Below are 22343 nucleotides of genomic sequence, written 5' to 3' on the forward strand. Positions count from 1 at the left end.
CTCCGAGGCGAGACAGGGCAAAGATAGGGCGTTTGCAGTGATCATTCCGTTTGCCGGTGCAGACGGGCGGGGAGAGGATGTTATGAGCTTGGATTTGGCGGATCTGCCTGAACGCGAAAGCATGGATTACGATGTGGTGATCGTGGGCGCAGGACCCGCCGGTCTGGCTGCCGCTATTCATATCAAGCAGATCAACCCGGACGCCTCGGTTGTTGTTGTCGAAAAAGGCTCCGAGGTGGGGGCGCATATCCTTTCAGGCGCTGTCATCGACCCTGTCGGGCTCGACAGGCTGCTGCCCGGCTGGCGCAGCGATGCCGATTGCCCGCTGACGACGCAGGTCAGCGAGGATCGCTTTTATTTTCTCGGCCCGGCAGGCTCAGTGCGGCTGCCCAATGTGCTGATGCCGCCGCTGATGAACAACCACGGCAATTTTGTCGGTTCGCTGGGCAAGGTCGTGCGCTATCTTGGCCAGCAGGCCGAGGCTCTCGGCGTTGAGATCTACCCCGGCTTTGCGGCGGCGGAGGTTCTCTACGGCGACAATGGCGAAGTCATCGGCATAGCCACTGGCGACATGGGCATCGGCAAGGATGGGCAGCCCAATGCGGCGTTCACGCGCGGCATGGAATTGCGGGGCAAATATACATTCATCGGCGAGGGCGCGCGCGGCTCTCTGGCCAAGCAGCTGATCGCCCGGTTCAAACTTGATGAGGGGCGCGAGCCGCAGAAATTCGGCATCGGCCTCAAGGAACTCTGGCAGATCGATCCGGCCAAGCATAAGCCCGGACTGGTGCAGCATTCCTTCGGCTGGCCTTTGGACGGATCAACCGGCGGCGGCTCGTTTCTCTATCATTTCGACGAGAATCTCGTTTCAGTCGGCTTTGTCGTGCATCTCAATTACACCAACCCGACCCTCTCGCCCTTTGACGAATTCCAGCGTTTCAAGACGCATCCGAGCATCGCTCCCCTGTTCGAGGGCGGCAAGCGCCTAGCCTATGGCGCGCGCGCCATCACCGAGGGCGGGTATCAATCCGTGCCGCGCCTGAGCTTTCCGGGCGGCGTTCTGCTTGGCTGTTCGGCAGGCTTTGTCAATGTGCCGCGCATCAAGGGCTCGCACAATGCCATTCTCTCGGGAATGCTCGCCGCAGAACACGTCTGCAAGGCTTTGGCCGAGGGCAGGGCGCATGACGAACTGACCGCCTATGAGCTTGGCTGGCGCGGGTCGGATATCGGCCGCGATCTTGTCAAGGTTCGCAATGTCAAGCCGCTCTGGTCGAAATTCGGCACCTATGCCGGCATAGCGCTGGGCGGTCTGGACATGTGGACCAATCAGCTTTTCGGATTTTCGCTCTTTGGCACGCTCCGGCACGGAAAGCCGGATTATGCCACGCTCAAGCCGCTGAGCGAAGTTCGGCCGATTGTCTATCCCAAGCCGGACGGCAAGATTTCCTTCGACAAGCTCTCCTCCGTTTTCCTGTCCTCGACCAATCACGAGGAAGACCAGCCGCCGCATCTGCGTCTGAAAGATCCCGCCATTCCGGTGGCGCAGAATCTGCCGATTTATGGCGAGCCGGCGCGGCTATATTGCCCGGCGGGCGTGTATGAGGTGGTCTATGCCGATGAGGCGGCCAAAACCGAGCCGCGTTTTGTCATCAATGCGCAAAATTGCGTCCACTGCAAAACCTGCGACATCAAGGACCCTGCCCAAAATATAAACTGGACTGTTCCGGAAGGGTCGGGCGGCCCAAATTATGCGCAGATGTGACGACACATCCGACAATTCACAAGTAAAGATGGCCGGACCGGGCGTTGAACACAATTTTATCCAAATATGTTGACAGCGTCCCCCGGCTTCGGCCTATCTCGGGCCTGATCTTCTGTCGCCATGAAAGGGCGCCCCTTGCATAAGCTCTGGTATCAACTTTCAAGAATTTCGCTCATGGCCGGGTGTCTCTGGCTGGCTGCGCCCATGCCTTCTTTCGCGCGCCAGCAGCTTATCGTCGCGACCCCCTTTGAGGTGGGCGCCACCCGTGCGGGCAATTATCTGGCGGCGCTGGTCGCCGGTTCGGAGCGCGATACTCTGGCGGCCTCGACGTTTTTTCAGGAAGCTCTCCGGCTTGATCCGGGCAACAGCGAGCTGATTGAACGGGCGTTCCTGTCCGCTTTGGCCAATGGCGACATGCCGTCAGCCTTTGAACTCGCGCGGCGCGAGATATCCAGCACGCCGCAGAGCGGTCTGGCCGCGCTCACGCTGGCGGTTCAGGCGGTTCACGATCACAAATATCAGCGCGCCCTGAATTATTTGCGGCGGCAGGGCGTCAGCGGGCAGGACATCACCGCGGTTCTTCTCTCCGCCTGGATAGAACAGGGGCTTGGCCATACGAAAAAAGCCCTTGCCGCGGTTGATCGCCTGCAGGACCCGAGCCTGCAGGTATTCCGCAATTATCATGCGGGGCTCATCGCCGATGTCGCGGGTGATACTGCGCTTGCCACGGCGCGGCTGGGCGCAGCCTATGCGCTCGACAACCGCACCTTGCGGATGGTCGACGCCTATGGGCGTTATCTCTCCCGCACGGACAGGGATGCCGCGCTCAAAGTTTATACCGATTTTGACAAGCTGTTGCCGCGCCACCCCATCGTCGTCAATGCAATGGCGGAACTGAAGGCCGGCAAGATGCTGGCGCCGCTGGTGCGCAGCGTCGAAGATGGCGCTGCCGAGGTGCTCTACGGCCTTGGCGCGTCTGGCGGGCAGCAGGGCGAGGAAATCGCCTCGATGATTTATCTGCGCCTGGCGCTTTATCTCAAGCCGGACAACGGTCTGGCGATCCTGACGCTCGGCGATCTTTATGAACGCCTGAAGCAGGATGGTCTGGCCATCGACACCTATTCGATGATTGCGGACAGCGACCCGCTGCGCGAGACCGGCGATATCCAGTCCGCGCTGGCGCTGGAAGCGCTGGGCAAGAAGGATCTTGCCGTCAAGACGCTCGAAGACATCATCGCCGCGCATCCCGACAACCTCGATGCAATCACTTCGCTGGGTAATATTTATGCCGCGCGCAAGGACTATACCAGCGCAGAAGCCGCATACAGCAAGGGCATTGCCCTGATCCCCAACCCCACGCGCGGCGACTGGCTGATCTTCTACCGGCGCGGCATGACCAACGAGCGGCTCAAACATTGGCCTGCCGCGGAGGCCGATCTTAAAAAAGCGCTCGAACTTTATCCCGAACAGCCGCAGGTGCTGAATTATCTCGGTTATTCCTGGATAGACATGGGCATTCATTTCGACGAGGGCGAGAAGATGCTGCGCCGCGCCGTGGAATTGCGCCCCAATGACGGCTATATCGTCGATAGCCTCGGCTGGGCGGAATATAAGCTCGGCCATTTTCAGGAGGCGGTGAATTATCTCGAACGGGCCGTTGCGCTGACGCCGGCCGATTCCACCATCAACGATCATCTTGGCGATGCCTACTGGCGCGTCGGACGCAAGCTTGAAGCGCAGTTCCAGTGGAATCATGCGCGGGATTTCAACCCCGATCCCGCCGATCTGCCCAGAATCCTGAAAAAGATCCAGAGCGGTCTTGAGGATGTCGCCGCACAGCCCGCGGCCGCGCCGGCAAGTCCGGCGCAGCCTGAAATCAAGCAGGGCGGCTGACGCACGTCATGCGGGCTCCCGCGAAAATCAACCTGACCCTGCATATCAAGGGCAGGCGCGCCGACGGCATGCATGAGCTGGAAAGCCTCGTGGCCTTTGCCGGTTTCGGCGACAGCCTCGGTTTGCGCGAGGAAGAGGGGCTGGACCTCGTCATCACGGGGCCGACAGGCCATCTCGTTGACGTCGAGCATAATCTCGTGCTCAGGGCCGCGCATGCGCTGGCTGATCAGGTTCCCGGCCTTCGCCTCGGCGTGTTTGATCTGCTCAAGCGGCTTCCGGTGGCGGCGGGAATTGGCGGCGGCTCCGCCGATGCCGCTGCGGCCCTTCGTCTGCTGGCCCGGCGCAACGGTCTTGATCTGACAGATCCGCGCGTCGTCGCGGCAGCGCGCAACAGCGGCTCCGACGTGCCGGTCTGTTTGCAGCCGCAGGCCAGAATGATGCGCGGCACGGGGGATGTGCTGGGCGACAGGATCAGTCTGCCGCCGCTATTTGCTGTTCTCGTGAACCCAGGCATTCCGCTGGCGACCCGAGATGTATTTGCCAGAATTGGGCTTGCGCCCGGCCAGTCGCATGGTTTTGGCCCGCATCCGGAAATTGATGTACGAACCGCCGAGACATTAGTGCGCGGCCTTGCCCGAGCGCGCAACGACATGGAAGACGCCGCCTGCGTTCTGGCTCCGTCCATAGGCCATGTGCTCAGTGTGCTGATGGCGGCGCGCGGGTGCCGACTGGCGCGCATGTCCGGCTCGGGCGCGACCTGTTTCGGCCTGTTTGAAAATTGTCATCAGGCTGCCGCCGCCGCCCGCGTCATACGCCGCGATCACCCGGAATGGTGGGTGAAATCGAGCGTTCTGCGATAAACTCGGTTCAGTACCCCCGCGCCACGCAGAAATCCACAACTTCCAGCAGCGCCTGTTTCCAGAGGTTGTCGGGGAAAAGCTGGAGCGCATCCTTGGCAATGGCGCCGTAATGCCGGGCACGCTCGATCGTGTCTTCGATCGCGCCGTGTTTTTTCATGGTGCGCTGCGCCTCTTCGAGATCTCCGTCGCGGATATCGGCGTCTTCGATAACCCGCTTCCAGAAAGCGCGCTCAGCCGTCGAGCCGCGCCGGAAGGCCAGAATCACGGGCAGTGTGATCTTGCCCTCGCGAAAATCGTCGCCGACATTCTTGCCAAGCTTGGCCGAAGAGCCGCCATAATCAAGCGCATCGTCGATGAGCTGGAAGGCTATGCCGAGATTCATGCCGTAGGAACGGCAGTTCTCAATATCTGAGCGCGGGCGTCCGGCGAGAATTGGCCCCACTTCGCTGGCGGCGGCAAAGAGCGCTGCCGTCTTGGCGCGGATAACCTGTCCATAGGCATCCTCGGACGTCTCGGTGTTTTTTGCGGCGGAAAGCTGCATCACCTCGCCCTCGGCAATGATGGCCGCGGCATTGGCGAGAACGCCGAGACAAGCGAGCGAGCCCACATCCACCATCATCTTGAAGGCCTGCCCAAGCAGGAAGTCACCTACGAGCACACTGGCCTCATTGCCCCAGAGCATCCGTGCCGATTGCTTGCCGCGGCGCATGTCGCTCTGATCGACCACATCGTCGTGCAGCAGCGTCGCGGTATGCATGAACTCCACCGAGGCGGCGAGTTTGATGTGGCCTTCGCCCGCATAGCCGCACAGACCGGCCGTTGCCAGGGTCAGCATGGGGCGCAGGCGCTTGCCCCCCGAAGAGATAAGATGATTGGCCACTTCCGGAATCATCGTGACGTCGGAGCCGGTGAGATTGATGATGGTTGCGTTCACGCGTTCCATATCGGCGCGAACCAGATTCACCAGTGCCGCAATATCGGCCCCTTGCTTCGATTTATCCTGAGCTAGCTTGATAACAGTCACGCGCTTTAAACCTTTGAGAGCAATATGCTCATCATTTGCACCATTGACCATTCGCTGGCAATAAGTCCAGATGTCTCATGGAGCTTTAAGTTGAAAGAATTGTTGCGCACGAACGATCTGGTGTTGATTTCCGCCATTGAGGCGGTGCTGAATGGCGAGGATATTGCCGTCATGGTTGCGGACCAGTTCACCAGCGCCATGGAGGGCTCCCTCGGCTTTCTGCCGCGCCGTCTTCTGGTGCTCGATGAGGACCATGCCCGCGCCGTGCGCCTGCTTCGTCAAGCTGGGCTGGGGGCGGAACTGCCGATATGACGCCCGCCCATGATGAAGCCGAGTTGCTCGGCGGCCGGCTGCGGCTGCTGCAGCCGCGCAAGGGCCACCGTATCGGCACGGACGCTATGCTGCTTGCCGCTTGCCTGCCAGTTGATGCGGAAGGCGACATTCTCGATATGGGCGCCGGGGTCGGAACCATCGGTCTGGCGCTGGCCGTTTTTGCGCCGCGGGCGCGCGTAGGGCTGATCGAGCGTGATGAAACGCTCATGCCGCTGATACAGGAGAATATCCGGCGCAATCAGCTTGACGCGCGTGTGAAGCTTTATGCTGCGGATGCACTGAGCGCCAAGGCCCGCCGAAGCGCCGGTCTTCCCGACGAAAGCGCGCAGATGCTGTTCACCAATCCGCCCTTCTACGAGGCCGAACACATACGTCCCTCACCCTCGCCGCTCAAGCAGCAGGCCTATGTGATGGATGCCCCGCTCGACGAATGGATGCGGGCGACCTGCGCCTTGCTGGCGCCGCGCGGCACGCTGTACATGATCCACCGCCCTGAGGCTCTGGGCCGAATTCTGAATTCTCTGAACGGCCGCTTTGGGGAGGTCAATGTCAAGCCGGTTCATGCGCATGCAGAGCGGCCCGCAACCCGCCTGCTTGTGCGGGCGGTGAAGGGAAGCCGCGCGCCCATGTCCATCCTGCCGAGCCTGACGCTGCACGAAAGCGGCGGGTTCACCCCGCTTGGCGATGCCATTCAGCGCGGGCAGGCGCGCATCTCGCTGGATGCGCGGCCATCGTCAGACAAAGCGCGCTGAAATCAGCGGAAGCAGCGCCGATAAGGCCCGTACACCATGCCGAAACGGGTCGGATGCCAGCCGTAAAAGCGCCGGCAGTGGCGCGGATAATAATAATGCGGGCCATAATAGCGCGGCCCATAATAGCGGCGATGGCAGTAGCGTTCGCCGTAGCGATAAAAGCAGCGCTGATAATATTGCGCTTTTTCGATCAGGTTTGTGCCGGCCTGCTCTGCCTGCGGCACGGCTTCATGCAGTCCGGCGACAGGCGCTGCGTAAACCGCCTCCGGCACCAGCATCACAGATCCGGCAAAAAGTGCGCCGGCCAGTGTTATCCTTGAAAGCATCGAAAGGAAGGATTGCATCATGATCCACCTCAAAATTGGTCTGATTTTAAATAAATCTCTATAAATCAAGCCTCTAAAGGATGCGTCCTGACCCTTGAACGCGCCGTGAATAGATTGTGGCAATAAAAAGGCCGGATACATATCGGCGCATTCGCCTCTCTGCATTTAGCGCTTATTCACTCTGTGCCCAGCCGGGGCCAGCCGACAAATATTCGGATACGGCAAGGGGAATGGGTTGACCCGCCTTGACCGGGTGACTAGGTTCGCAGCAAATTTTGCGAACGGCAAAGAACCATGACAGAATCCAACCCATCCATGAATCCGACGCGCTCCTTTCAGGGGCTCCTGCTGACGCTGCAACAGTTCTGGGCCGAGCGGGGCTGCGTGATCCTGCAGCCTTATGACATGGAAGTCGGCGCGGGAACCTTCCATCCGGCGACCACTTTGCGTTCATTGGGGCCAAAGCCATGGAAGGCCGCCTATGTGCAGCCTTCGCGCCGCCCGAAGGATGGCCGTTATGGCGAGAACCCCAACCGCCTGCAGCATTATTATCAGTTTCAGGTGATCCTGAAACCCTCGCCGCCGGATTTGCAGCAGCTTTATCTCGACTCGCTCAAGGCTATCGGCGTCGATATGGCGCTGCACGATATCCGGTTTGTTGAGGATGACTGGGAAAGCCCGACGCTCGGCGCATGGGGGCTTGGCTGGGAATGCTGGTGCGATGGCATGGAAGTGAGCCAGTTCACCTATTTCCAGCAGGTTGCGGGCATCGAATGCTCTCCCGTTTCAGGCGAGCTCACCTATGGGCTGGAGCGTCTTGCCATGTATGTGCAGGGCGTTGAAAATGTTTACGATCTCAATTTCAACGGGCTTGAGGGCGACGCCAAGGTCACGTATGGCGACGTGTTCAAGCAGGCGGAACAGGAATATTCGCGTCATAATTTCGAATATGCCGACACAAACCTGCTGTTTCAGCATTTTCGTGATGCCGAGGCCGAGTGCAAGGCCCTGCTGGCCGCTGGCGACAAAGGCGAACGGCATGACATGGTTCTGCCCGCCTATGACCAATGCATCAAGGCCAGCCACCGCTTCAACCTGCTGGATGCGCGCGGCGTGATTTCCGTCACCGAGCGCCAGAGCTATATTCTGCGGGTGCGCGAACTGGCCAAGGCCTGCGGGCAGGCCTGGCTGAAGACGGCGGCAGGGGGAGCCGCGTAATTAAATTGCAACGCCGGGTTTGCATTATTGCAATGGACTTTTCCGGCGTTCTTTAGGAAGCTTCCAATTCGACACGTCAATTATGCGTCGATCAGGGGAGAAACGAATGCCAACAGGTCATATTGCAGGAAAAGCACCGATGCCCGTGCCGGTGGAAGCCGGGAAAACCTATTACTGGTGTGCCTGCGGCCAGTCGAAGAGCCAGCCGTTCTGCGACGGCTCGCACAAGGGCACCGAATTCACGCCCAAGGCCTACAAGCCCGAAAAAGATGCAACGGCCTATTTCTGCGTCTGCAAGCAATCGAAGAATGCGCCGCTCTGTGATGGATCGCACAAGGCGCTTTGATCACTTCGCAAAATAAGTGACGGCATAATGCCCGGCAACGGCGCTGACTGCGGTGAGCGCCGTACCCCATGTGATATCCACGAGCGCGATCGAGACGGGAAAATCCTTCAGCGTTGCGTAATTGGTGAGATCGTAGGTTGCATAGGCGAAAAACCCGAACAGCGCGCCGAAGGTTGCCGTTGTCCAGACAGACTGCGCCTCGATGCCGCGCATCTCTCCAAATATGACCACGCCTACGCAATAGAGCGCATAAAAGGCGACGGCGGCGGGAATATTCGGCTTGGCTGCAAGAATATTGGCCAGCTTTTCCCTGTAGAACGGCCCGGCCACGCTGCCAAGCCAGATAAAGTCCAGCACGAAGAGCACGAGGGCAGTGGCGGCATAGGCGGTGAAATATCTGGTCATTTGCGGCTTTCCTGTTTTGTCAAAGGCATACGTTGCCAATTTCATTTTGGTTTTTTGGTCGAGGCACTAGAAACCGGCGCGCTTTTACGGCAAAAGACGCTCACACCCGAATGAAGAAAAGCCATGCCCGATCTCCTGCTTGAATTGTTTTCCGAAGAAATTCCGGCCCGCATGCAATCGCAGGCCGCCGATGACCTTAAGAAACTCGTCACCAATGCCCTCGTTGATCGCGGCCTGACCTATGAGGGCGCGTCCGCCTATTCGACGCCGCGCCGCCTCGCGCTGCATATTGTCGGGCTGCCGGTGCGCCAGCCGGATACGCATGAGGAAATCAAGGGCCCCCGCGTCGGCGCGCCCGAGGCCGCCGTGCAGGGCTTTCTCAAGAAGGCCGGGCTGAATGCGATCGATCAGGTCAGGATCGAATCGGACGGCAAGAAAGGCGAGCTTTATGTCGCGCACATCCATAGGACAGGGCGCGCCACCATAGAGGTGCTGGCCGATATACTCCCGGCGATCATTCGTGCCTTTCCCTGGCCCAAATCCATGCGCTGGGGCGCAGGCTCGACGCGGGCCGATGCCCTGCGCTGGGTGCGGCCGCTCCATTCCGTGCTCTGCACATTCGGGCCGGAAACCGAAGAAACCGAGATTGTGCCTTTCGAGGTGGATGGTATTCGCGCCAGCAACGTCACTTATGGCCATCGGTTCATGGCGCCGCAGCCGATCAGGGTGCGTCGTTTCTCTGATTATGTCCCGGCGCTGGAAAAGGCGAGGGTGGTTCTGGATGCGGCCCGCCGCCGCGAGATTATCCTTCACGATGCGCGCACGCTCGCCTTCGCCCATGGCTTCGAACTGGTCGAGGACGAGGCGCTGCTGCACGAAGTGGCCGGCCTCGTCGAATGGCCGGTGGTGCTGATGGGCGATTTTGATCCGGCCTTTCTCGCCATTCCGGCCGAAGTGGTGCGCGCCACCATCCGCGCCAATCAGAAATGTTTCGTCCTGCGCGATGCCGCAGGCAAACTGGCGCCGCATTTCCTGCTGACGTCCAACATAATCGCGTCGGACGGCGGCAAAGCCATTGCTGCGGGCAATGGCCGCGTAGTGCGGGCGCGGCTGTCCGATGCGCTTTATTTCTGGCAGACCGATCAGGCCGCCCTGCCGGATTTTGACGCCGCGAAGAAGCCGCTCGACCAGCGTCTCGATAAATTGCGGGCGCTCAATATCGTCTTTCATGAAAAGCTCGGTACGCAAGGCGCGCGCATCGATCGCATCATCGCTCTTGCCGGGCATATCGCGCCGATGGTGGGCGCGGATGCGGCCAGAGCACGCCGCGCCGCGGAACTCGCCAAAGCTGATCTCCTGACTGAGGTCGTGGGCGAATTTCCGGAAGTGCAGGGCCTCATGGGCCGCCGCTATGCCGAATTGCAGGGCGAGCAGGCCGATGTCTGCGCCGCCATCGAGGAGCATTACAAACCGCAGGGTCCATCCGATTTTGTGCCGGAAAATCCCGTTTCGGTTGCCGTGGCGCTGGCAGACAAGCTTGATACGCTCGTCGGGTTCTGGGCTATTGATGAAAAGCCGACGGGCTCGAAAGACCCTTATGCCTTGCGTCGCGCCGCGCTGGGCGTGATCAGACTCATTCTGGAGAACGGGCTGAATGTGGGCCTGTTGTCGCTGCTCCAACGCGTCATGGCCGGGCTTGACCCGGCCATCCACGAAAGGCCGGGCAGCGCGGATGCGCGGGGCAAGCCCGCGCATGACGCGACGGAACTTGCTCATGACCTCCTCGCCTTTTTCCATGACCGCCTGAAAGTTTATCTGCGCGATCAGGGCATCCGGCATGACATCATCGACGCGGTGCTCTCATCTGAAGCGGACGATCTGCTCGAGGTCACGCGCCGCGCCAGAGCCCTTTCGGAGTTTCTTGCCACCGAAGACGGAACCAATCTGCTTGCAGGCTTTAAGCGCGCTGCAAATATTCTCAAGGCCGAGGAAAAGAAATTCCCGGCTGAGGCGGCCAGCTATCTCGAACCGCTCAACGAGACATTACTGGAGGATCCGGCGGAAAAAACGCTGGCCGGGGCCCTGAGCCGCGCCGTGCCGGATATGCTGGCGCATATCGGTGGCAAGGATTATGTCGCAGCCATGCAGGCGCTCTCCCGGCTGCGGGCGCCAACCGACGTATTCTTCAACGACGTGACGGTCAATGCCGAGGAGCCCTCGTTGAGGCTCAACCGCCTGCGCCTGCTCAATGGCTTGCGGGCTGCGGTTCAGACTGTGGCGGATTTCTCCAGAATAGCCGGTTGAAAACGGCTGCAGTTCCGTCCTCGCAGGCGTATGGCACAGGTTTGGCTTCCCCGCGCTCAGGCCGGCCGGCGGGCGAGCCACGGAGTTTATCCCCGAGGATATCTTCTGGAACGTTCCAGAAATGTGGATTGAATAATCAGTATTTATTCAGCTAATGGCGTATATCGGCGTCGCTGCATCTGCCTTCGTTTAATTAATCCGGTTATTTGACTTATTTTTTCACTTTTTTTGTCGAATAACCATGAGGGCATATTCCATTTTCAGAAGATTTGTTCCATGAAGACCTGCCTTTTGGAAACAAGGAAGCGTGATGATGACGAAATGGGTCTATACGTTTGGCGACGGCAAGGCGGAAGGCGCTGCGGGGATGAAGGATCTTCTTGGCGGCAAGGGGGCGAATCTGGCTGAGATGTCCAATCTTGGCCTTCCAGTTCCGCCGGGTTTCACCATCACGACGCAGGTATGCACCTATTATTACGCCAATGGCCGGGCCTATCCGTCTGAGCTTCGGGGCGAGGTGGAGCGGGCACTGGCGCAGGTTGGGGCGCTGGCGGGCCGCACCTTTGGCGATGTGGCCAATCCGCTGCTGATGTCGGTGCGCTCGGGCGCTCGGGCGTCGATGCCGGGCATGATGGACACGGTGCTCAATCTTGGCCTGAATGACGAAACTGTGCTCACCCTTGCGCAAAGCTCCGGCGATGCGCGCTTTGCCTATGATTCCTACCGCCGTTTCATCCAGATGTATTCAAATGTGGTGCTGGATGTGCCGCATCACCATTTCGAGGAGATTCTTGATCATTTCAAGGAAACCCGCGGCTACACGCTCGACACCGACCTGACCGCGCAGGACTGGCAGGCGGTGATCGGGCAATACAAGACTCAGGTCGAGGCGCAGACGGGCAAGCCCTTCCCGCAGGATCCGCATGAGCAGTTGTGGGGTGCGGTCGGCGCGGTGTTCTCCAGCTGGATGAACGCGCGGGCCATCACCTACCGCAGGCTCAACGACATACCCGAGAGCTGGGGCACGGCGGTGAATGTGCAGGCCATGGTGTTCGGCAACATGGGCGAGACCTCGGCGACGGGCGTTGCCTTCACCCGCAATCCGTCGACGGGCGAGAACAGGCTTTACGGCGAGTTTCTGGTGAATGCGCAGGGCGAGGACGTGGTGGCCGGCATCCGCACGCCGCAGAACATCACCGAAGCGGCGCGCATCGAGGCGCTGTCCGACAAGCCGTCGATGGAGACGGTGATGCCGGATGTCTTCGCCCAGTTCGTGCGGGCCTCGCAGCTGCTGGAAAAGCACTACCGCGACATGCAGGACATGGAATTCACGGTGGAGCGCGGCAAATTGTGGATGCTGCAGACCCGCAACGGCAAGCGCACGACCAAGGCGGCCATCCGCATTGCCGTCGACATGGCCAATGAAGGGCTGATCACGCACAGGGAAGCGGTGATGCGCATCGAGCCGGCCTCGCTTGATCAGCTCTTGCACCCGACCATCGATCCGAAGGCCGAGCGCCGGCTGTTTGCCTCCGGCCTGCCGGCCTCGCCCGGCGCGGCCTGCGGCGAGATCGTCTTTTCCTCGGACGAGGCGGAGCGGCTGAAGGCGGCGGGGCACAAGGTGGTTCTGGTGCGGGTGGAGACCTCGCCGGAGGATATTCACGGCATGCATGCCGCCGAGGGCATTCTGACGACGCGCGGCGGCATGACCTCGCATGCGGCGGTGGTGGCGCGCGGCATGGGCAAGCCCTGTGTTTCGGGCGCGGGCTCGGTGCGGGTCGATTATGCCGGCCAGCGCATGAGCGTGGCGGGCGTGACGCTGAAGGCCGGGGATCTCATCACCATCGACGGCACGACGGGACAGGTGCTTGTCGGCAAGGTGGCGATGCTCGACCCGGAATTATCGGGCGAATTTGCCACGCTGATGGGCTGGGCCGATGAACTGCGCCGCATGAAGGTGCGCACCAATGCCGAGACGCCTGCCGATGCGCGCGTGGCCCGCAATTTCGGCGCCGAGGGCATCGGCCTGTGCCGTACCGAGCACATGTTCTTCGAGGGCGACCGGATCGTTGCCGTGCGCGAGATGATTCTGGCCGATGACGAGACGGGCCGCCGCGCCGCGCTGGCCAAGCTGCTGCCGATGCAGCGGCAGGATTTTGCCGAGCTGTTTGAGATCATGTCCGGCCTGCCGGTGACCATCCGCCTGCTTGATCCGCCGCTGCACGAGTTCCTGCCGCATACGGATGCGGAGATTGCCGAAGTTGCGGCGAGCATGGGGGCCAGCCCGGAGAAGCTGCGCCAGCGGGCCGGCGAACTGCATGAGTTCAACCCGATGCTGGGCTTTCGCGGCGTGCGCCTTGCCATTGCTTATCCCGAAATTGCCGAGATGCAGGCGCGGGCGATTTTCGAGGGCGCGATCCAGGCTGGCAAGAAGACCGGCCAGCCGGTGACGGCCGAGATCATGGTGCCGCTGGTGATGGCCAAGGCCGAACTGGACAGCGTCAAGGCGCGCATTGTCGCTATGCACGAGGCGGTGAAGGCGGAGAGCGGCGTCGACGTGCCCTATTCCATCGGCACGATGATCGAACTGCCGCGCGCCGCCCTGCGCGCCGCCGACATCGCCCGGGAGGCGGAATTCTTTTCCTTCGGCACCAATGACCTGACCCAGACCACGCTCGGCATCTCGCGCGACGATGCCGCCTCGTTCCTCGGCCCCTATACGGCCAAGGGCATCCTGCCGAGCGATCCGTTCGTGACGCTCGATCAGGAGGGCGTCGGCGAACTGGTGAAAATCGCCGCCGAACGCGGCCGCTCGACCCGCCCGGACATCAAGCTCGGCATCTGCGGCGAACACGGCGGCGATCCGGCCTCGATCGTCTTCTGCGAAGGCGCCGGCCTCGATTACGTCTCCTGCTCGCCCTTCCGCGTGCCCATCGCCCGCCTCGCCGCCGCACAGGCCGCAATCGGGCAAAAAGCCGCAAGCCTGGCATAAACAGACCGGACACAGCGCTCTCCCCTCAGACGGGAGAGCGGGAAAGCGTGCAGCAATGATATCTGGCATACCCGTGATATATGGCCTGCTCATGGCCGCTGCAGGCGTCGCGCTGGCCGTTCTGGTGCGCTACATGCCCGAATTGCAGAGCGCAACGGTGCCGCCGCTTGTCTGGCTGATTTTGTTCGCGCTGGTCTACGAAACGGTGCAGCGCTTCGTCGACGCGCTGCGCCTGCCGCCCGTGACGCCAATGCAGCGGTTTATCGGCTATTTCATCGGCGCAACGCTTTATCTCATATTAATCCGCGGTGTGAACTGACCCATTTTGGCACAGGTTGTGGCTTGTGCCGGTAACCTGATGTCAAGGTTAATCCAACATGAATAGGCGATTATCGTCGCTTCTGGCCGCGCGTGCGGCAAGGGTTGGGTTTGCGTATGGCGCAATCGCGTTTGACTTGGGCAGTTCGGATTCTCTCGCCTTACATGATGGCGGCGCTGGCGCTGGTGTCCTTCACGGCAGAGGCCGATCAGGACATGTCTTTCGGCGGCACCCGCGCGTTCATTTCCAGCCATGCAGCCGCAGAACCGGCGGATCTCATCCCGGCGGAGCAGGCGATCGAGCGCGGCGCGTTCAAATTGCCCGGCATGCCGCAGGACGCTGTCCTGCGTTCTGTTGAGCGGGTGCAAGGCCAGCAGGTGCGGCGCGATGCGCCGGACGAAGTCCGCCCCAGAATCAGTCTCAAGGCCGGTGCCAACACGGCCAGCCTGCCGGAAATCAACCGGCAGGCAAAGGGAGCGCCCTTTGTCGGTATCCGGCCGCTCTTTGACGTCGCCCTGCGCCATCCCGGCCCATTGTCGCGGTTCGGACTGCTGGAGCGCGGCGTCGGCGCCGATGCTGGCGACACCTTCGCCGCAACAGCCCCGGAGCGCGACGAATCCCGCGTGCTGAATTTGAGCGGGGCGACGGGCCTTCGCGCCAATGCGCAGGATACGCCGACAACGATGATCCGCGTGCACACGCCGACCGATGCCCGCCAGCGCGCCCGTCAGGGGGCAACGCCCGCCGTGCCGCGCGCCGTGGCTCTGGCTTCGACGACGCCCGCACTGCCCGATGCCGTGCCGGTTGAGGTGGGCATGGCCGCGCCAAAGCCGGGAGACGAAGCCCTTCTCGCCGCCGTGCCACGCGATGGCGCCCAGCCCGATTACATGGCCCAGATCGATCAGGACGGCATGGCCCGCGAGGAAAAATGTCTGGCCGAGGCCGTCTATTTTGAGGCGCGCAGCGAATCGGAGCAGGGGCAGGCCGCAGTTGCGCAGGTGGTGCTCAACCGGGTCATCAGCGGGCTTTATCCGACCACGATCTGCGGCGTCGTCTATCAGAACCGTTCGCATTACATGGCGTGCCAGTTCTCCTTTGCCTGCGACGGCCAGAGCCTGAAAATCAACGAACCGGGGCCTTGGGCGCTGGCCCAGCGTATCGCCAAGCGGGTGCTGGAAGGCAAGACCTATCTCGCCGCAGTGGGCGGCGCAACGCATTATCACGCGGTCTATGTGCGGCCATATTGGGCGAGATCGCTCAAGCGCGTGGACAAGATCGGCGCGCATATTTTCTATAAGCTCAGGCCGGGGCAGACCTGATGTCGCGGCGCGCGGCTTTGGCTATTCCACTTCCAGCATGAACGGCACGCCCTCAAAGCAATCCTCGCCGCGGCCTATGGCGGCTATGGCGGCGCTCATGCGGCCCTCGCGGCCCAGAAGATGGTCGGCCACAGCGACAAGGCGGGCGTTAGGCGTCGCCGTGGGCGAGCGGGCCCGGACAAGGCCGGCAAGATGCGCCTCGTCCTTGTGCGGTTGCAGGGCGCAGGCCGAGATGAAAGCTGCCGCGGTGGAACGGCTTACACCGGCGTAACAATGAATGAGCAGCGGCGCGCGCTTGTCCCACAATTGCACGAAGCCGAGCAGATTGCGCACGTGTTCCTCCCCCGGCAGGATATGCCCGTCCTGATGCGCGGTTATATCCGACATGCCGATGAAAAGATGCTTTTCGGGGGCGATATGCGCGGGACGCTCCACCTTTGTGTTGATGTTGATGAGAGTGACCAGCGATTGCGCGCCGATGCGTTTCGAGGTTTCCTCTATGCGCGACAGGGCGCAGACATGAATGGCGCTCATGGTTCGGCCTTTTCGAGTTCGTTGAATCGGGCAAGAAATTGCAGTTCGGCCTCGTCGCTGGTGAGCGGGTGCAGCCGTGTTTCGAGATCAGGCAGACGCACCGGCGGCAGGCCGAAGAATTTCTCGGCTTCGGCAAATTCAAATCCCGCCAGATGCGTGGCTTCGATGAAGGCGCTGGCGCGGTCGGCCTGCTTGGTAAGCTTGGCCAGCATGGCCGGCGGCGCGGCGGGCAGGCCGAAGCGCAGGTGAATGGCCGCCAGAATGCCGTTCTCGATGTCCTTGTAGGAATGGCCCAGAACGGCCTTGAACGGCGAAATGATATCGCCGATGACATATTCTGGAGCATCGTGCAGCAGCACCATCAACCGCCATCGATGCGACATATGCGGGTTGATGGCGCTGGCAAAAGCTTCCACCAGCAGGGAGTGCTGCGCAACAGAGAATATGTTCGGGCCCTTGGTCTGGCCGTTCCAGCGCGCGACGCGGGCAAGCCCGTGCGCAATGTCGGCAATTTCCACATCGAGCGGAGAGGGATGGAGGAGATCGAGGCGGCGGCCCGACAACATGCGTTGCCAGGCACGCGGGGCATTGTCCTTCGCCATCAGAACGTCTGCCCCATTTCAGCGCATTCGGCATGGCGGAAACAGGTGACAAGATGGTCATTGACCATGCCAACCGCCTGCATGAAGGCATAAACGATGGTCGGCCCACAGAAATTGAATCCCTTGGCCCGTAAATCCTTGGCGATTTTCTGGCTGAGCGGCGTCTCGGCTTTCATGTCGGCCATCGTGCGCAGATCGCTTTGCAACGGACGCCCATCGGTAAAGCCCCAGAGATAATCGGCAAAGCCGTGCTTTTCCTCAATGGCAAGAAAGGCCCGTGCGCTGGTGACGGACGCGGCAATCTTGGCCCGGTTGCGCACGATGCCGGCATCCTGCATCAGGGCGGCGCATTTCGCCTCGTCGTAGCGGGCGATACGCTCGGGCGCAAAGCCGTCGAATGCGGCGCGGAAAGCCTCGCGCTTGCGCAAGATCGTGATCCAGGACAATCCGGCCTGAAAGCCGTCGAGGATCAGTTTTTCAAACAGGGCGCGGCTGTCGCGCTCCGGCACGCCCCATTCGGTATCGTGATAGGCGATGTAGAGCGGGTCGAAGCCGGGCCATGGACAGCGCATTTTGCCGTCCTCATGCAAAATCGCGTGCTTCGGGCGCGGCGGCGGGGCGGGTTTTTCCAAGTCAGGTCTCCACAAGCGTGAGCGGGCGTCCAGCGCACAGGAGTTGCGCGGCTTCAGAGGCCTTGTCGAGGCGCAGCAGCGCAAGGCCAAGACCGGAAACGGATGAGCCCATCCGGCCGATGACCTGTTCGCCGCTCAGGATATCTGCGCCGGAAGGCAAGGACGCTCCTTCGAAACGCACTGGCACAACTCGTTTGCGCACCACGCTCTTATGCTGCATGCGGCTGACCACTTCCTGTCCGACATAGCAGCCCTTGGCGAAGTCAACGCCATGCGTGCGATCGAAATTGGCCTCGTGCGGGAACGTATCGCCATAGACATAATCAAGGCCGCCCTCGGCTATGCCGGCGCGAATGCGCTGTTCATGATAGGCGGATTCGTTTTGAGGCGAGGCCGCGCCCGGCGCGATCAGGCGCTTGCCCAAAACCGGGCAGCGCGGATCAGCAAGGCCGGGCGCCTCGGGTTCATTCCACGAGGCGCGGACGTGATAATGCTGCGAGACATCGGCAATCGCAACTTTGGCGCGAAGCCTGTACATGCCGAGGCGTCTGACAAGGTCTCCGGCAAGCTGGGGTGGACAATCGAGCAGGAATCCGTCATCTGTCTGGAAGATAAAGAAATCAAACAGGATTTTGCCTTGCGGCGTCAGCAGCGCGCCAAAGCCGCCAGCTTCAGCGCTCACCTTGTCCATGTCCGAAGAAACCAGCCCTTGCAGGAAGCCGCGTGCATCTGCGCCGCTGACGCTGACGATGCCCCGATGTAATATTGCTTGTGTCATTGCTGTCCAAACCTTGAATCCAAGTCTTAACTCAACTAATTCGCATTGCAACCGGAACAAGGGGGAGCACCATGGCGCAAAAGTTTGATTGCATTCTGAGCAATGGCACGATCGTCAATCACGATGGAACATTCCAGCGCGACATTGGTGTTTCGGCCGGCCGTATCGCCGCCATCGGCGATCTGGCACAGGCGAGCGCGGGCGAACGGATCGATTGCACCGGCCTGCATATTCTGCCCGGCGTCGTGGATACGCAGGTGCATTTCCGCGAACCGGGGGCCGTGCACAAGGAAGATCTCGAGTCGGGCTCGCGTGCTGCGGTCATGGGCGGTGTGACCGCTGTTTTTGAAATGCCCAACACCAATCCCCTGACCATCAGTGCTGAAACTCTGGCCGACAAGGTGCGGCGCGGCACACACAGGATGCACTGCGATTTCGCCTTCTGGGTGGGCGGCACGCGCGAGAATGTCGCCGACATCCCTGAGCTGGAGCGGCTTCCGGGCGCAGCGGGCATCAAGGTGTTCATGGGTTCGTCCACGGGTTCGCTGCTGGTTGAGGATGATGCGGGGGTGTCCGCCATTCTGGGCCAGACGCGTCGCCGCGCGGCCTTCCACTCCGAGGATGAATTCCGCCTCAACGCGCGCAAGCCCTTGCGCGTCGGCGGTGATCCGTCCTCCCATCCGGTCTGGCGGGATGAGATTGCCGCTCTGACCTGCACCGAGCGTCTGGTGCGCATTGCCAGAGAGCAGGGTGCGCGTATCCACGTGCTGCATATTTCGACTGCGGAAGAGATGCATTTTCTCAGCCAGCACAAGGATGTTGCCTCCTGCGAGGTGACGCCGCACCATCTCACCATGACCGCCGAGGATTACGCGCATCTGGGTACGCGCCTGCAGATGAACCCGCCGGTGCGCGAGCGCCGCCATCTCGAAGGTATCTGGTGGGGGCTCGATCAGGGCATAGCCGATGTTCTGGGCTCTGATCACGCGCCGCACACGCTGGAGGAAAAAGCGAAAATCTATCCCGAAAGCCCGTCCGGAATGACAGGCGTGCAGACGCTGGTGCCGATCATGCTCGACCATGTCAATGCCGGGCATCTCACATTGACGCGTTTTGTCGATATGACGAGCGCAGGCCCCGCACGTCTGTTCGGCATGGCCGCCAAGGGGCGTCTTGCTGTCGGCTATGATGCCGATCTGACGATTGTCGACATGAAGCGCAGCGTGACGATCCGCAACGAATGGATCGCCTCAAAAAGCCAGTGGACGCCTTACGACGGCAAGACGGTCACCGGCTGGCCTGTGGGGACATTCGTGCGCGGCAACAGGGTGATGTGGGAAGGCGAACTGGTCACGCCGTCATGCGGCGAGACTGTTCGTTTTGTCGAAGCGCTGCCGCGGGCGTAAGGATCAGTTGGGCCAGAGCAGGCTGAACTGGCCGGACCGGATACGCTCCGGCAGTTCCTCGGCCAGTCTGGCCACGGCTTCCTCGCCATATGCGCCCACCAGTTCACGAAAGGCTGTATGCAGCGCGGCATAGGCAAAATTCGGCCCGTCGATGCCATCGAGCAGGGCTTCGGCAAAAGCTTCGCCGACATAGCTCATCGCATTGTGCTGATGCGCACTTGTGGCGGGGTCTTCGACAATAGGTTTTGGATAAAAAGGCGTCATAAAGGAATTATTAGCCATAAACCGGCCTGCTGGCGAGCGGAGTCTGAAAGAAAGGTTAATTGCCGGAATATTTGCGCGTCAGCTCATTGGCGATGCGGTTTATGGCGCGTAATTTCTGCGAAAATGTCAGGCGCGCCGCGTCCGTGCATTCACGATAGATGGTTTCGTAGCTCTGATAGCCGCGGTTGTAAAGACCGGAGAGCGCCGATTTCAGATTGGGGTCGCCGGCCTCGCTGTCGATGAGTTCCTGAGCCTTGCTGCGCCAAAGCTCGCCATTCTGCTCAGATCCGCGCATATCGGGGCAAAGGTCAGCGAGAAACGCGGCCGTCCCCATAAGTTCGGACAGACTGACCAGCTGCCCCTGAAAGGGCAGCGTCTGCGGTGCGGCCTGAGGCGCAGCCGGAAGAACCGGCGGCATCGGCACCGGCCTTTGCGGCGCTGCCTTGTCCAGCGCCCATGCTGGTCCGGACAGGGCGCAGGCCAGGCAGAGCAGGGCCAGTTTCCGCTTCATGACGCCACTCCGGCAACAAGGGCGCATTGCCGCAGCATGTCCGGCAGGCCCTTCGTCATGTTCAGGCCGCCAAGCTGCATGAAATCGACCCAGCGACATTCGGGCGCCTCGGCGCTGGGCCGGGGCTCGCCGCTGATCCAATGTCCGGCGAAGGTCAGCACCACATAATGCTGGCGGATGCCTTCGCCTGCCTGTTCAATGATGTTCGTGTGCCCGGCAAGACCGAGTATCTGGCCGTTCAGACCAACTTCCTCGTGCATCTCCCGAAGCGCCGCAGCTTCTGCCGTCTCGCCCAATTCGATCAGCCCGCCGGGCAAGGACCACAAGCCCTGACCCGCACCCGTTCCGCGCCGCGCCAGCACGACTTCGCGACCGCGGAACAGGGCCAGTGAAACGCCGACACGCGGAAAGGGCGGGAAGATGCGTCCGCTCACGGATAAAGTCTCTCCTTGCTCCAGCCGCCGTCGGCCACGCGTGTGAATTCAATGCGCTCATGCAGGCGGAACGGTCTGTCATGCCAGAACTCAATGCTGGCTGGGGTAATGCGATAGCCGTTCCAGTAGGATGGGCGCGGAACTTCGCCAAGTCCGAATTTTGCGGTGTATTTTGCGACGGCGGTCTCCAGCGCAAGATGGCTTTCCAGCCTGCGCGACTGCTGGCTGGCCCAAGCGCCGATCTGGCTCAGGCGCGGGCGCGAATGAAAATATTCATCCGCTTCCTTTTGCGAGACAAGGCTGACAGCGCCGCGCACACGCACCTGACGACGCAGTGACTTCCAATGAAAAACCACGGCGGCTTTCATATTGCCGGCCAGTTCACGGCCCTTCTGGCTTTCGCTGTTGGTATAGAAGACGAAGCCGTCAGAATCAAAGCCCTTGAGCAGCACCATGCGCACATCGGGCAGACCATCGGGATCGACCGTGGCCAGCGCCATGGCATTTGGGTCATTCGGCTCCGATGCAGAGGCCTCGTCCAGCCAGGACTGAAACAGCGCGAAAGGCTCTTCGGCTTCTGCAAAGTTACGACTCGTTAACGGCTCCACGTAATAATCCTTTTCTGTTGTGCATTTGCATCAAGGGCAGCCTGACAATCCTAGCGTTTCAACCGAGGATAACCCAATTTATGGCGGTGGAGATCATTTTCAAAAGATTATTTAGGCACAAGCCCGTTCGCGGGGTTCTGTCCTGGGTAAAATTTGCCGCGCTGGCCGCCACCTTGGGCGGATGTTCCGTCTCGGTGCCCATTTCGGGGCTTGTCGACATGACGCCGCTCGGCTCCATCCACCGGGAGGACGCGCCAGCCAAGGCACAGGAAGAGCCGGAGGCAAATTCTCTCGATATGGTCTCCATCAGCACGGTGCCGCCAGACACCCACGTTGGGCCCAGGCGCGCCGCGGCCAAGTCTGATCTGCTCCTGCGCCGTTATCTGGCACCCTCCGATCTTGCCCATGCCCGCCCGGCGCTTGACCGGGCGCTGGGGTCGCTGCAGCCGGTGCGCAGCATCGCCTGGTCCAACCCCGCCACCGGGGCGAGCGGTGCGTTTATTCCGGTGAATGAAGCGGGGCAGTCCGGCTGCCGCACCTTCCGCTCTGTCATACGAGGCAAGAGCGTGCCGGCAGGGCAGGCCCTGCTTGGCCGTGCCTGCCGTCAGGCCGACGGCGGCTGGGATCTGCGCGAACTGGCGCCGGAAACCACGGCCGGGTAAACTGGGCCCGGTTTTGGGTCGATCCTGCTGTCGCAACTTTAGCGCGACGGCGCCTGCGG

The 22343-nt window shown here is 61.2% G+C and carries 24 protein-coding genes; 13 read left to right on the top strand and 11 right to left on the bottom strand.

Annotation, left to right across the window (positions count from 1 at the left end; translation table 11 throughout):
• Positions 1-82 precede the first annotated feature (82 nt).
• The 3 genes from AC0N03_RS01900 to AC0N03_RS01910 all read left to right on the top strand — a co-directional run bounded on the left by AC0N03_RS01900 (position 83) and on the right by AC0N03_RS01910 (position 4515).
• The gene (locus AC0N03_RS01900) at positions 83-1762 is read left to right on the top strand and encodes an electron transfer flavoprotein-ubiquinone oxidoreductase (RefSeq protein ID WP_474286724.1); all 1680 of its coding nucleotides are present in this window, start codon (positions 83-85) and stop codon (positions 1760-1762) included.
• Between the two features lie 204 nt (positions 1763-1966).
• Positions 1967-3655 carry a tetratricopeptide repeat protein gene (locus AC0N03_RS01905; protein WP_474286725.1) on the top strand — a complete coding sequence of 563 codons (1689 nt, stop codon included), beginning with the start codon at positions 1967-1969 and terminating at the stop codon, positions 3653-3655.
• Between the two features lie 8 nt (positions 3656-3663).
• Positions 3664-4515: a 4-(cytidine 5'-diphospho)-2-C-methyl-D-erythritol kinase gene (locus AC0N03_RS01910; protein ID WP_474286726.1), complete on the top strand. Its 852-nt coding sequence runs from the start codon at positions 3664-3666 to the stop codon at positions 4513-4515.
• 7 nt (positions 4516-4522) lie between these two features.
• On the opposite strand, the gene AC0N03_RS01915 is transcribed toward AC0N03_RS01910, so the two are convergent.
• The gene (locus AC0N03_RS01915; RefSeq protein WP_474286727.1) at positions 4523-5539 is read right to left on the bottom strand and encodes a polyprenyl synthetase family protein; all 1017 of its coding nucleotides are present in this window, start codon (positions 5537-5539) and stop codon (positions 4523-4525) included.
• A 90-nt stretch (positions 5540-5629) separates the two neighbouring features.
• Between AC0N03_RS01915 and AC0N03_RS01920 the strand changes: the two genes are divergently transcribed.
• Both AC0N03_RS01920 and AC0N03_RS01925 read left to right on the top strand, forming a co-directional pair.
• The gene (locus AC0N03_RS01920) at positions 5630-5851 is read left to right on the top strand and encodes a putative signal transducing protein (protein WP_474286728.1); all 222 of its coding nucleotides are present in this window, start codon (positions 5630-5632) and stop codon (positions 5849-5851) included.
• A complete protein-coding gene (locus AC0N03_RS01925; RefSeq protein WP_474286729.1) occupies positions 5848-6624 on the top strand; it encodes a tRNA1(Val) (adenine(37)-N6)-methyltransferase in 777 nt (258 codons plus the stop codon). Before AC0N03_RS01920 ends, AC0N03_RS01925 begins: the two co-directional genes overlap by 4 nt.
• Positions 6625-6626: 2 nt before the next feature.
• On the opposite strand, the gene AC0N03_RS01930 is transcribed toward AC0N03_RS01925, so the two are convergent.
• On the bottom strand, positions 6627-7115 hold the full coding sequence (locus AC0N03_RS01930; RefSeq protein ID WP_474286730.1) for a hypothetical protein: 489 nt from the start codon (positions 7113-7115) through the stop codon (positions 6627-6629).
• 129 nt (positions 7116-7244) lie between these two features.
• Here AC0N03_RS01930 and AC0N03_RS01935 point away from each other — a divergent pair, with 129 nt between their 5' ends.
• Together AC0N03_RS01935 and AC0N03_RS01940 are read left to right on the top strand one after the other, a co-directional pair.
• Entirely contained in the window at positions 7245-8168 is a 924-nt protein-coding gene (locus AC0N03_RS01935) for a glycine--tRNA ligase subunit alpha (RefSeq protein ID WP_474286731.1), read from the top strand.
• 106 nt (positions 8169-8274) lie between these two features.
• The gene (locus AC0N03_RS01940) at positions 8275-8514 is read left to right on the top strand and encodes a CDGSH iron-sulfur domain-containing protein (protein ID WP_474286732.1); all 240 of its coding nucleotides are present in this window, start codon (positions 8275-8277) and stop codon (positions 8512-8514) included.
• Here AC0N03_RS01940 and AC0N03_RS01945 read toward each other — a convergent pair whose 3' ends face one another.
• Positions 8515-8919, bottom strand: coding sequence for a DUF2177 family protein (locus AC0N03_RS01945; RefSeq protein ID WP_474286733.1), 405 nt, complete (start codon positions 8917-8919; stop codon positions 8515-8517).
• A gap of 123 nt (positions 8920-9042) precedes the next feature.
• On the opposite strand from AC0N03_RS01945, the gene glyS reads away from it, so the two are divergent.
• From glyS to AC0N03_RS01965, 4 genes are all read left to right on the top strand, one after another.
• Entirely contained in the window at positions 9043-11223 is a 2181-nt protein-coding gene (gene glyS / locus AC0N03_RS01950; protein WP_474286735.1) for a glycine--tRNA ligase subunit beta, read from the top strand.
• Between the two features lie 313 nt (positions 11224-11536).
• Positions 11537-14215, top strand: a complete 2679-nt coding sequence (gene ppdK, locus AC0N03_RS01955) for a pyruvate, phosphate dikinase (protein ID WP_474287208.1) — start codon at positions 11537-11539, stop codon at positions 14213-14215.
• A 55-nt stretch (positions 14216-14270) separates the two neighbouring features.
• On the top strand, positions 14271-14534 hold the full coding sequence (locus AC0N03_RS01960) for a hypothetical protein (protein WP_474286736.1): 264 nt from the start codon (positions 14271-14273) through the stop codon (positions 14532-14534).
• Between the two features lie 116 nt (positions 14535-14650).
• Entirely contained in the window at positions 14651-15853 is a 1203-nt protein-coding gene (locus AC0N03_RS01965) for a cell wall hydrolase (protein WP_474286737.1), read from the top strand.
• Positions 15854-15874: 21 nt separating this feature from the next.
• Here the strand turns inward: AC0N03_RS01965 and AC0N03_RS01970 are convergent, their stop codons facing one another.
• The 4 genes from AC0N03_RS01970 to ygfZ all read right to left on the bottom strand — a co-directional run bounded on the left by AC0N03_RS01970 (position 15875) and on the right by ygfZ (position 18399).
• Positions 15875-16387 carry a tyrosine phosphatase family protein gene (locus tag AC0N03_RS01970; RefSeq protein ID WP_474286739.1) on the bottom strand — a complete coding sequence of 171 codons (513 nt, stop codon included), beginning with the start codon at positions 16385-16387 and terminating at the stop codon, positions 15875-15877.
• Positions 16384-16989, bottom strand: coding sequence for an HD domain-containing protein (locus AC0N03_RS01975; protein ID WP_474286741.1), 606 nt, complete (start codon positions 16987-16989; stop codon positions 16384-16386). Before AC0N03_RS01975 ends, AC0N03_RS01970 begins: the two co-directional genes overlap by 4 nt.
• Positions 16989-17561: a DNA-3-methyladenine glycosylase I gene (locus AC0N03_RS01980; protein WP_474286742.1), complete on the bottom strand. Its 573-nt coding sequence runs from the start codon at positions 17559-17561 to the stop codon at positions 16989-16991. The genes AC0N03_RS01975 and AC0N03_RS01980 overlap by 1 nt, the downstream gene beginning before the upstream one ends.
• 61 nt (positions 17562-17622) lie before the next feature.
• A complete protein-coding gene (gene ygfZ, locus AC0N03_RS01985; RefSeq protein ID WP_474286743.1) occupies positions 17623-18399 on the bottom strand; it encodes a CAF17-like 4Fe-4S cluster assembly/insertion protein YgfZ in 777 nt (258 codons plus the stop codon).
• 71 nt (positions 18400-18470) lie between these two features.
• Here ygfZ and AC0N03_RS01990 point away from each other — a divergent pair, with 71 nt between their 5' ends.
• Positions 18471-19805 carry a dihydroorotase gene (locus AC0N03_RS01990; RefSeq protein ID WP_474286745.1) on the top strand — a complete coding sequence of 445 codons (1335 nt, stop codon included), beginning with the start codon at positions 18471-18473 and terminating at the stop codon, positions 19803-19805.
• Between the two features lie 3 nt (positions 19806-19808).
• Here the strand turns inward: AC0N03_RS01990 and AC0N03_RS01995 are convergent, their stop codons facing one another.
• The 4 genes from AC0N03_RS01995 to pdxH form a co-directional block, all read right to left on the bottom strand.
• Positions 19809-20003, bottom strand: coding sequence for a hypothetical protein (locus AC0N03_RS01995; RefSeq protein ID WP_474287209.1), 195 nt, complete (start codon positions 20001-20003; stop codon positions 19809-19811).
• Between the two features lie 121 nt (positions 20004-20124).
• Positions 20125-20580, bottom strand: a complete 456-nt coding sequence (locus AC0N03_RS02000; protein WP_474286746.1) for a TIGR02301 family protein — start codon at positions 20578-20580, stop codon at positions 20125-20127.
• Complete coding sequence (locus AC0N03_RS02005) at positions 20577-21014, bottom strand: NUDIX hydrolase (RefSeq protein WP_474286749.1); 438 nt, start codon at positions 21012-21014, stop codon at positions 20577-20579. Before AC0N03_RS02005 ends, AC0N03_RS02000 begins: the two co-directional genes overlap by 4 nt.
• Positions 21011-21622: a pyridoxamine 5'-phosphate oxidase gene (gene pdxH / locus AC0N03_RS02010; protein ID WP_474286750.1), complete on the bottom strand. Its 612-nt coding sequence runs from the start codon at positions 21620-21622 to the stop codon at positions 21011-21013. The genes AC0N03_RS02005 and pdxH overlap by 4 nt, the downstream gene beginning before the upstream one ends.
• Positions 21623-21702: 80 nt before the next feature.
• On the opposite strand from pdxH, the gene AC0N03_RS02015 reads away from it, so the two are divergent.
• Complete coding sequence (locus AC0N03_RS02015; RefSeq protein WP_474286751.1) at positions 21703-22284, top strand: RT0821/Lpp0805 family surface protein; 582 nt, start codon at positions 21703-21705, stop codon at positions 22282-22284.
• The last annotated feature ends 59 nt before the right edge of the window (positions 22285-22343 follow it).

This window comes from Methylocystis sp. sgz306128 (assembly GCF_056032725.1).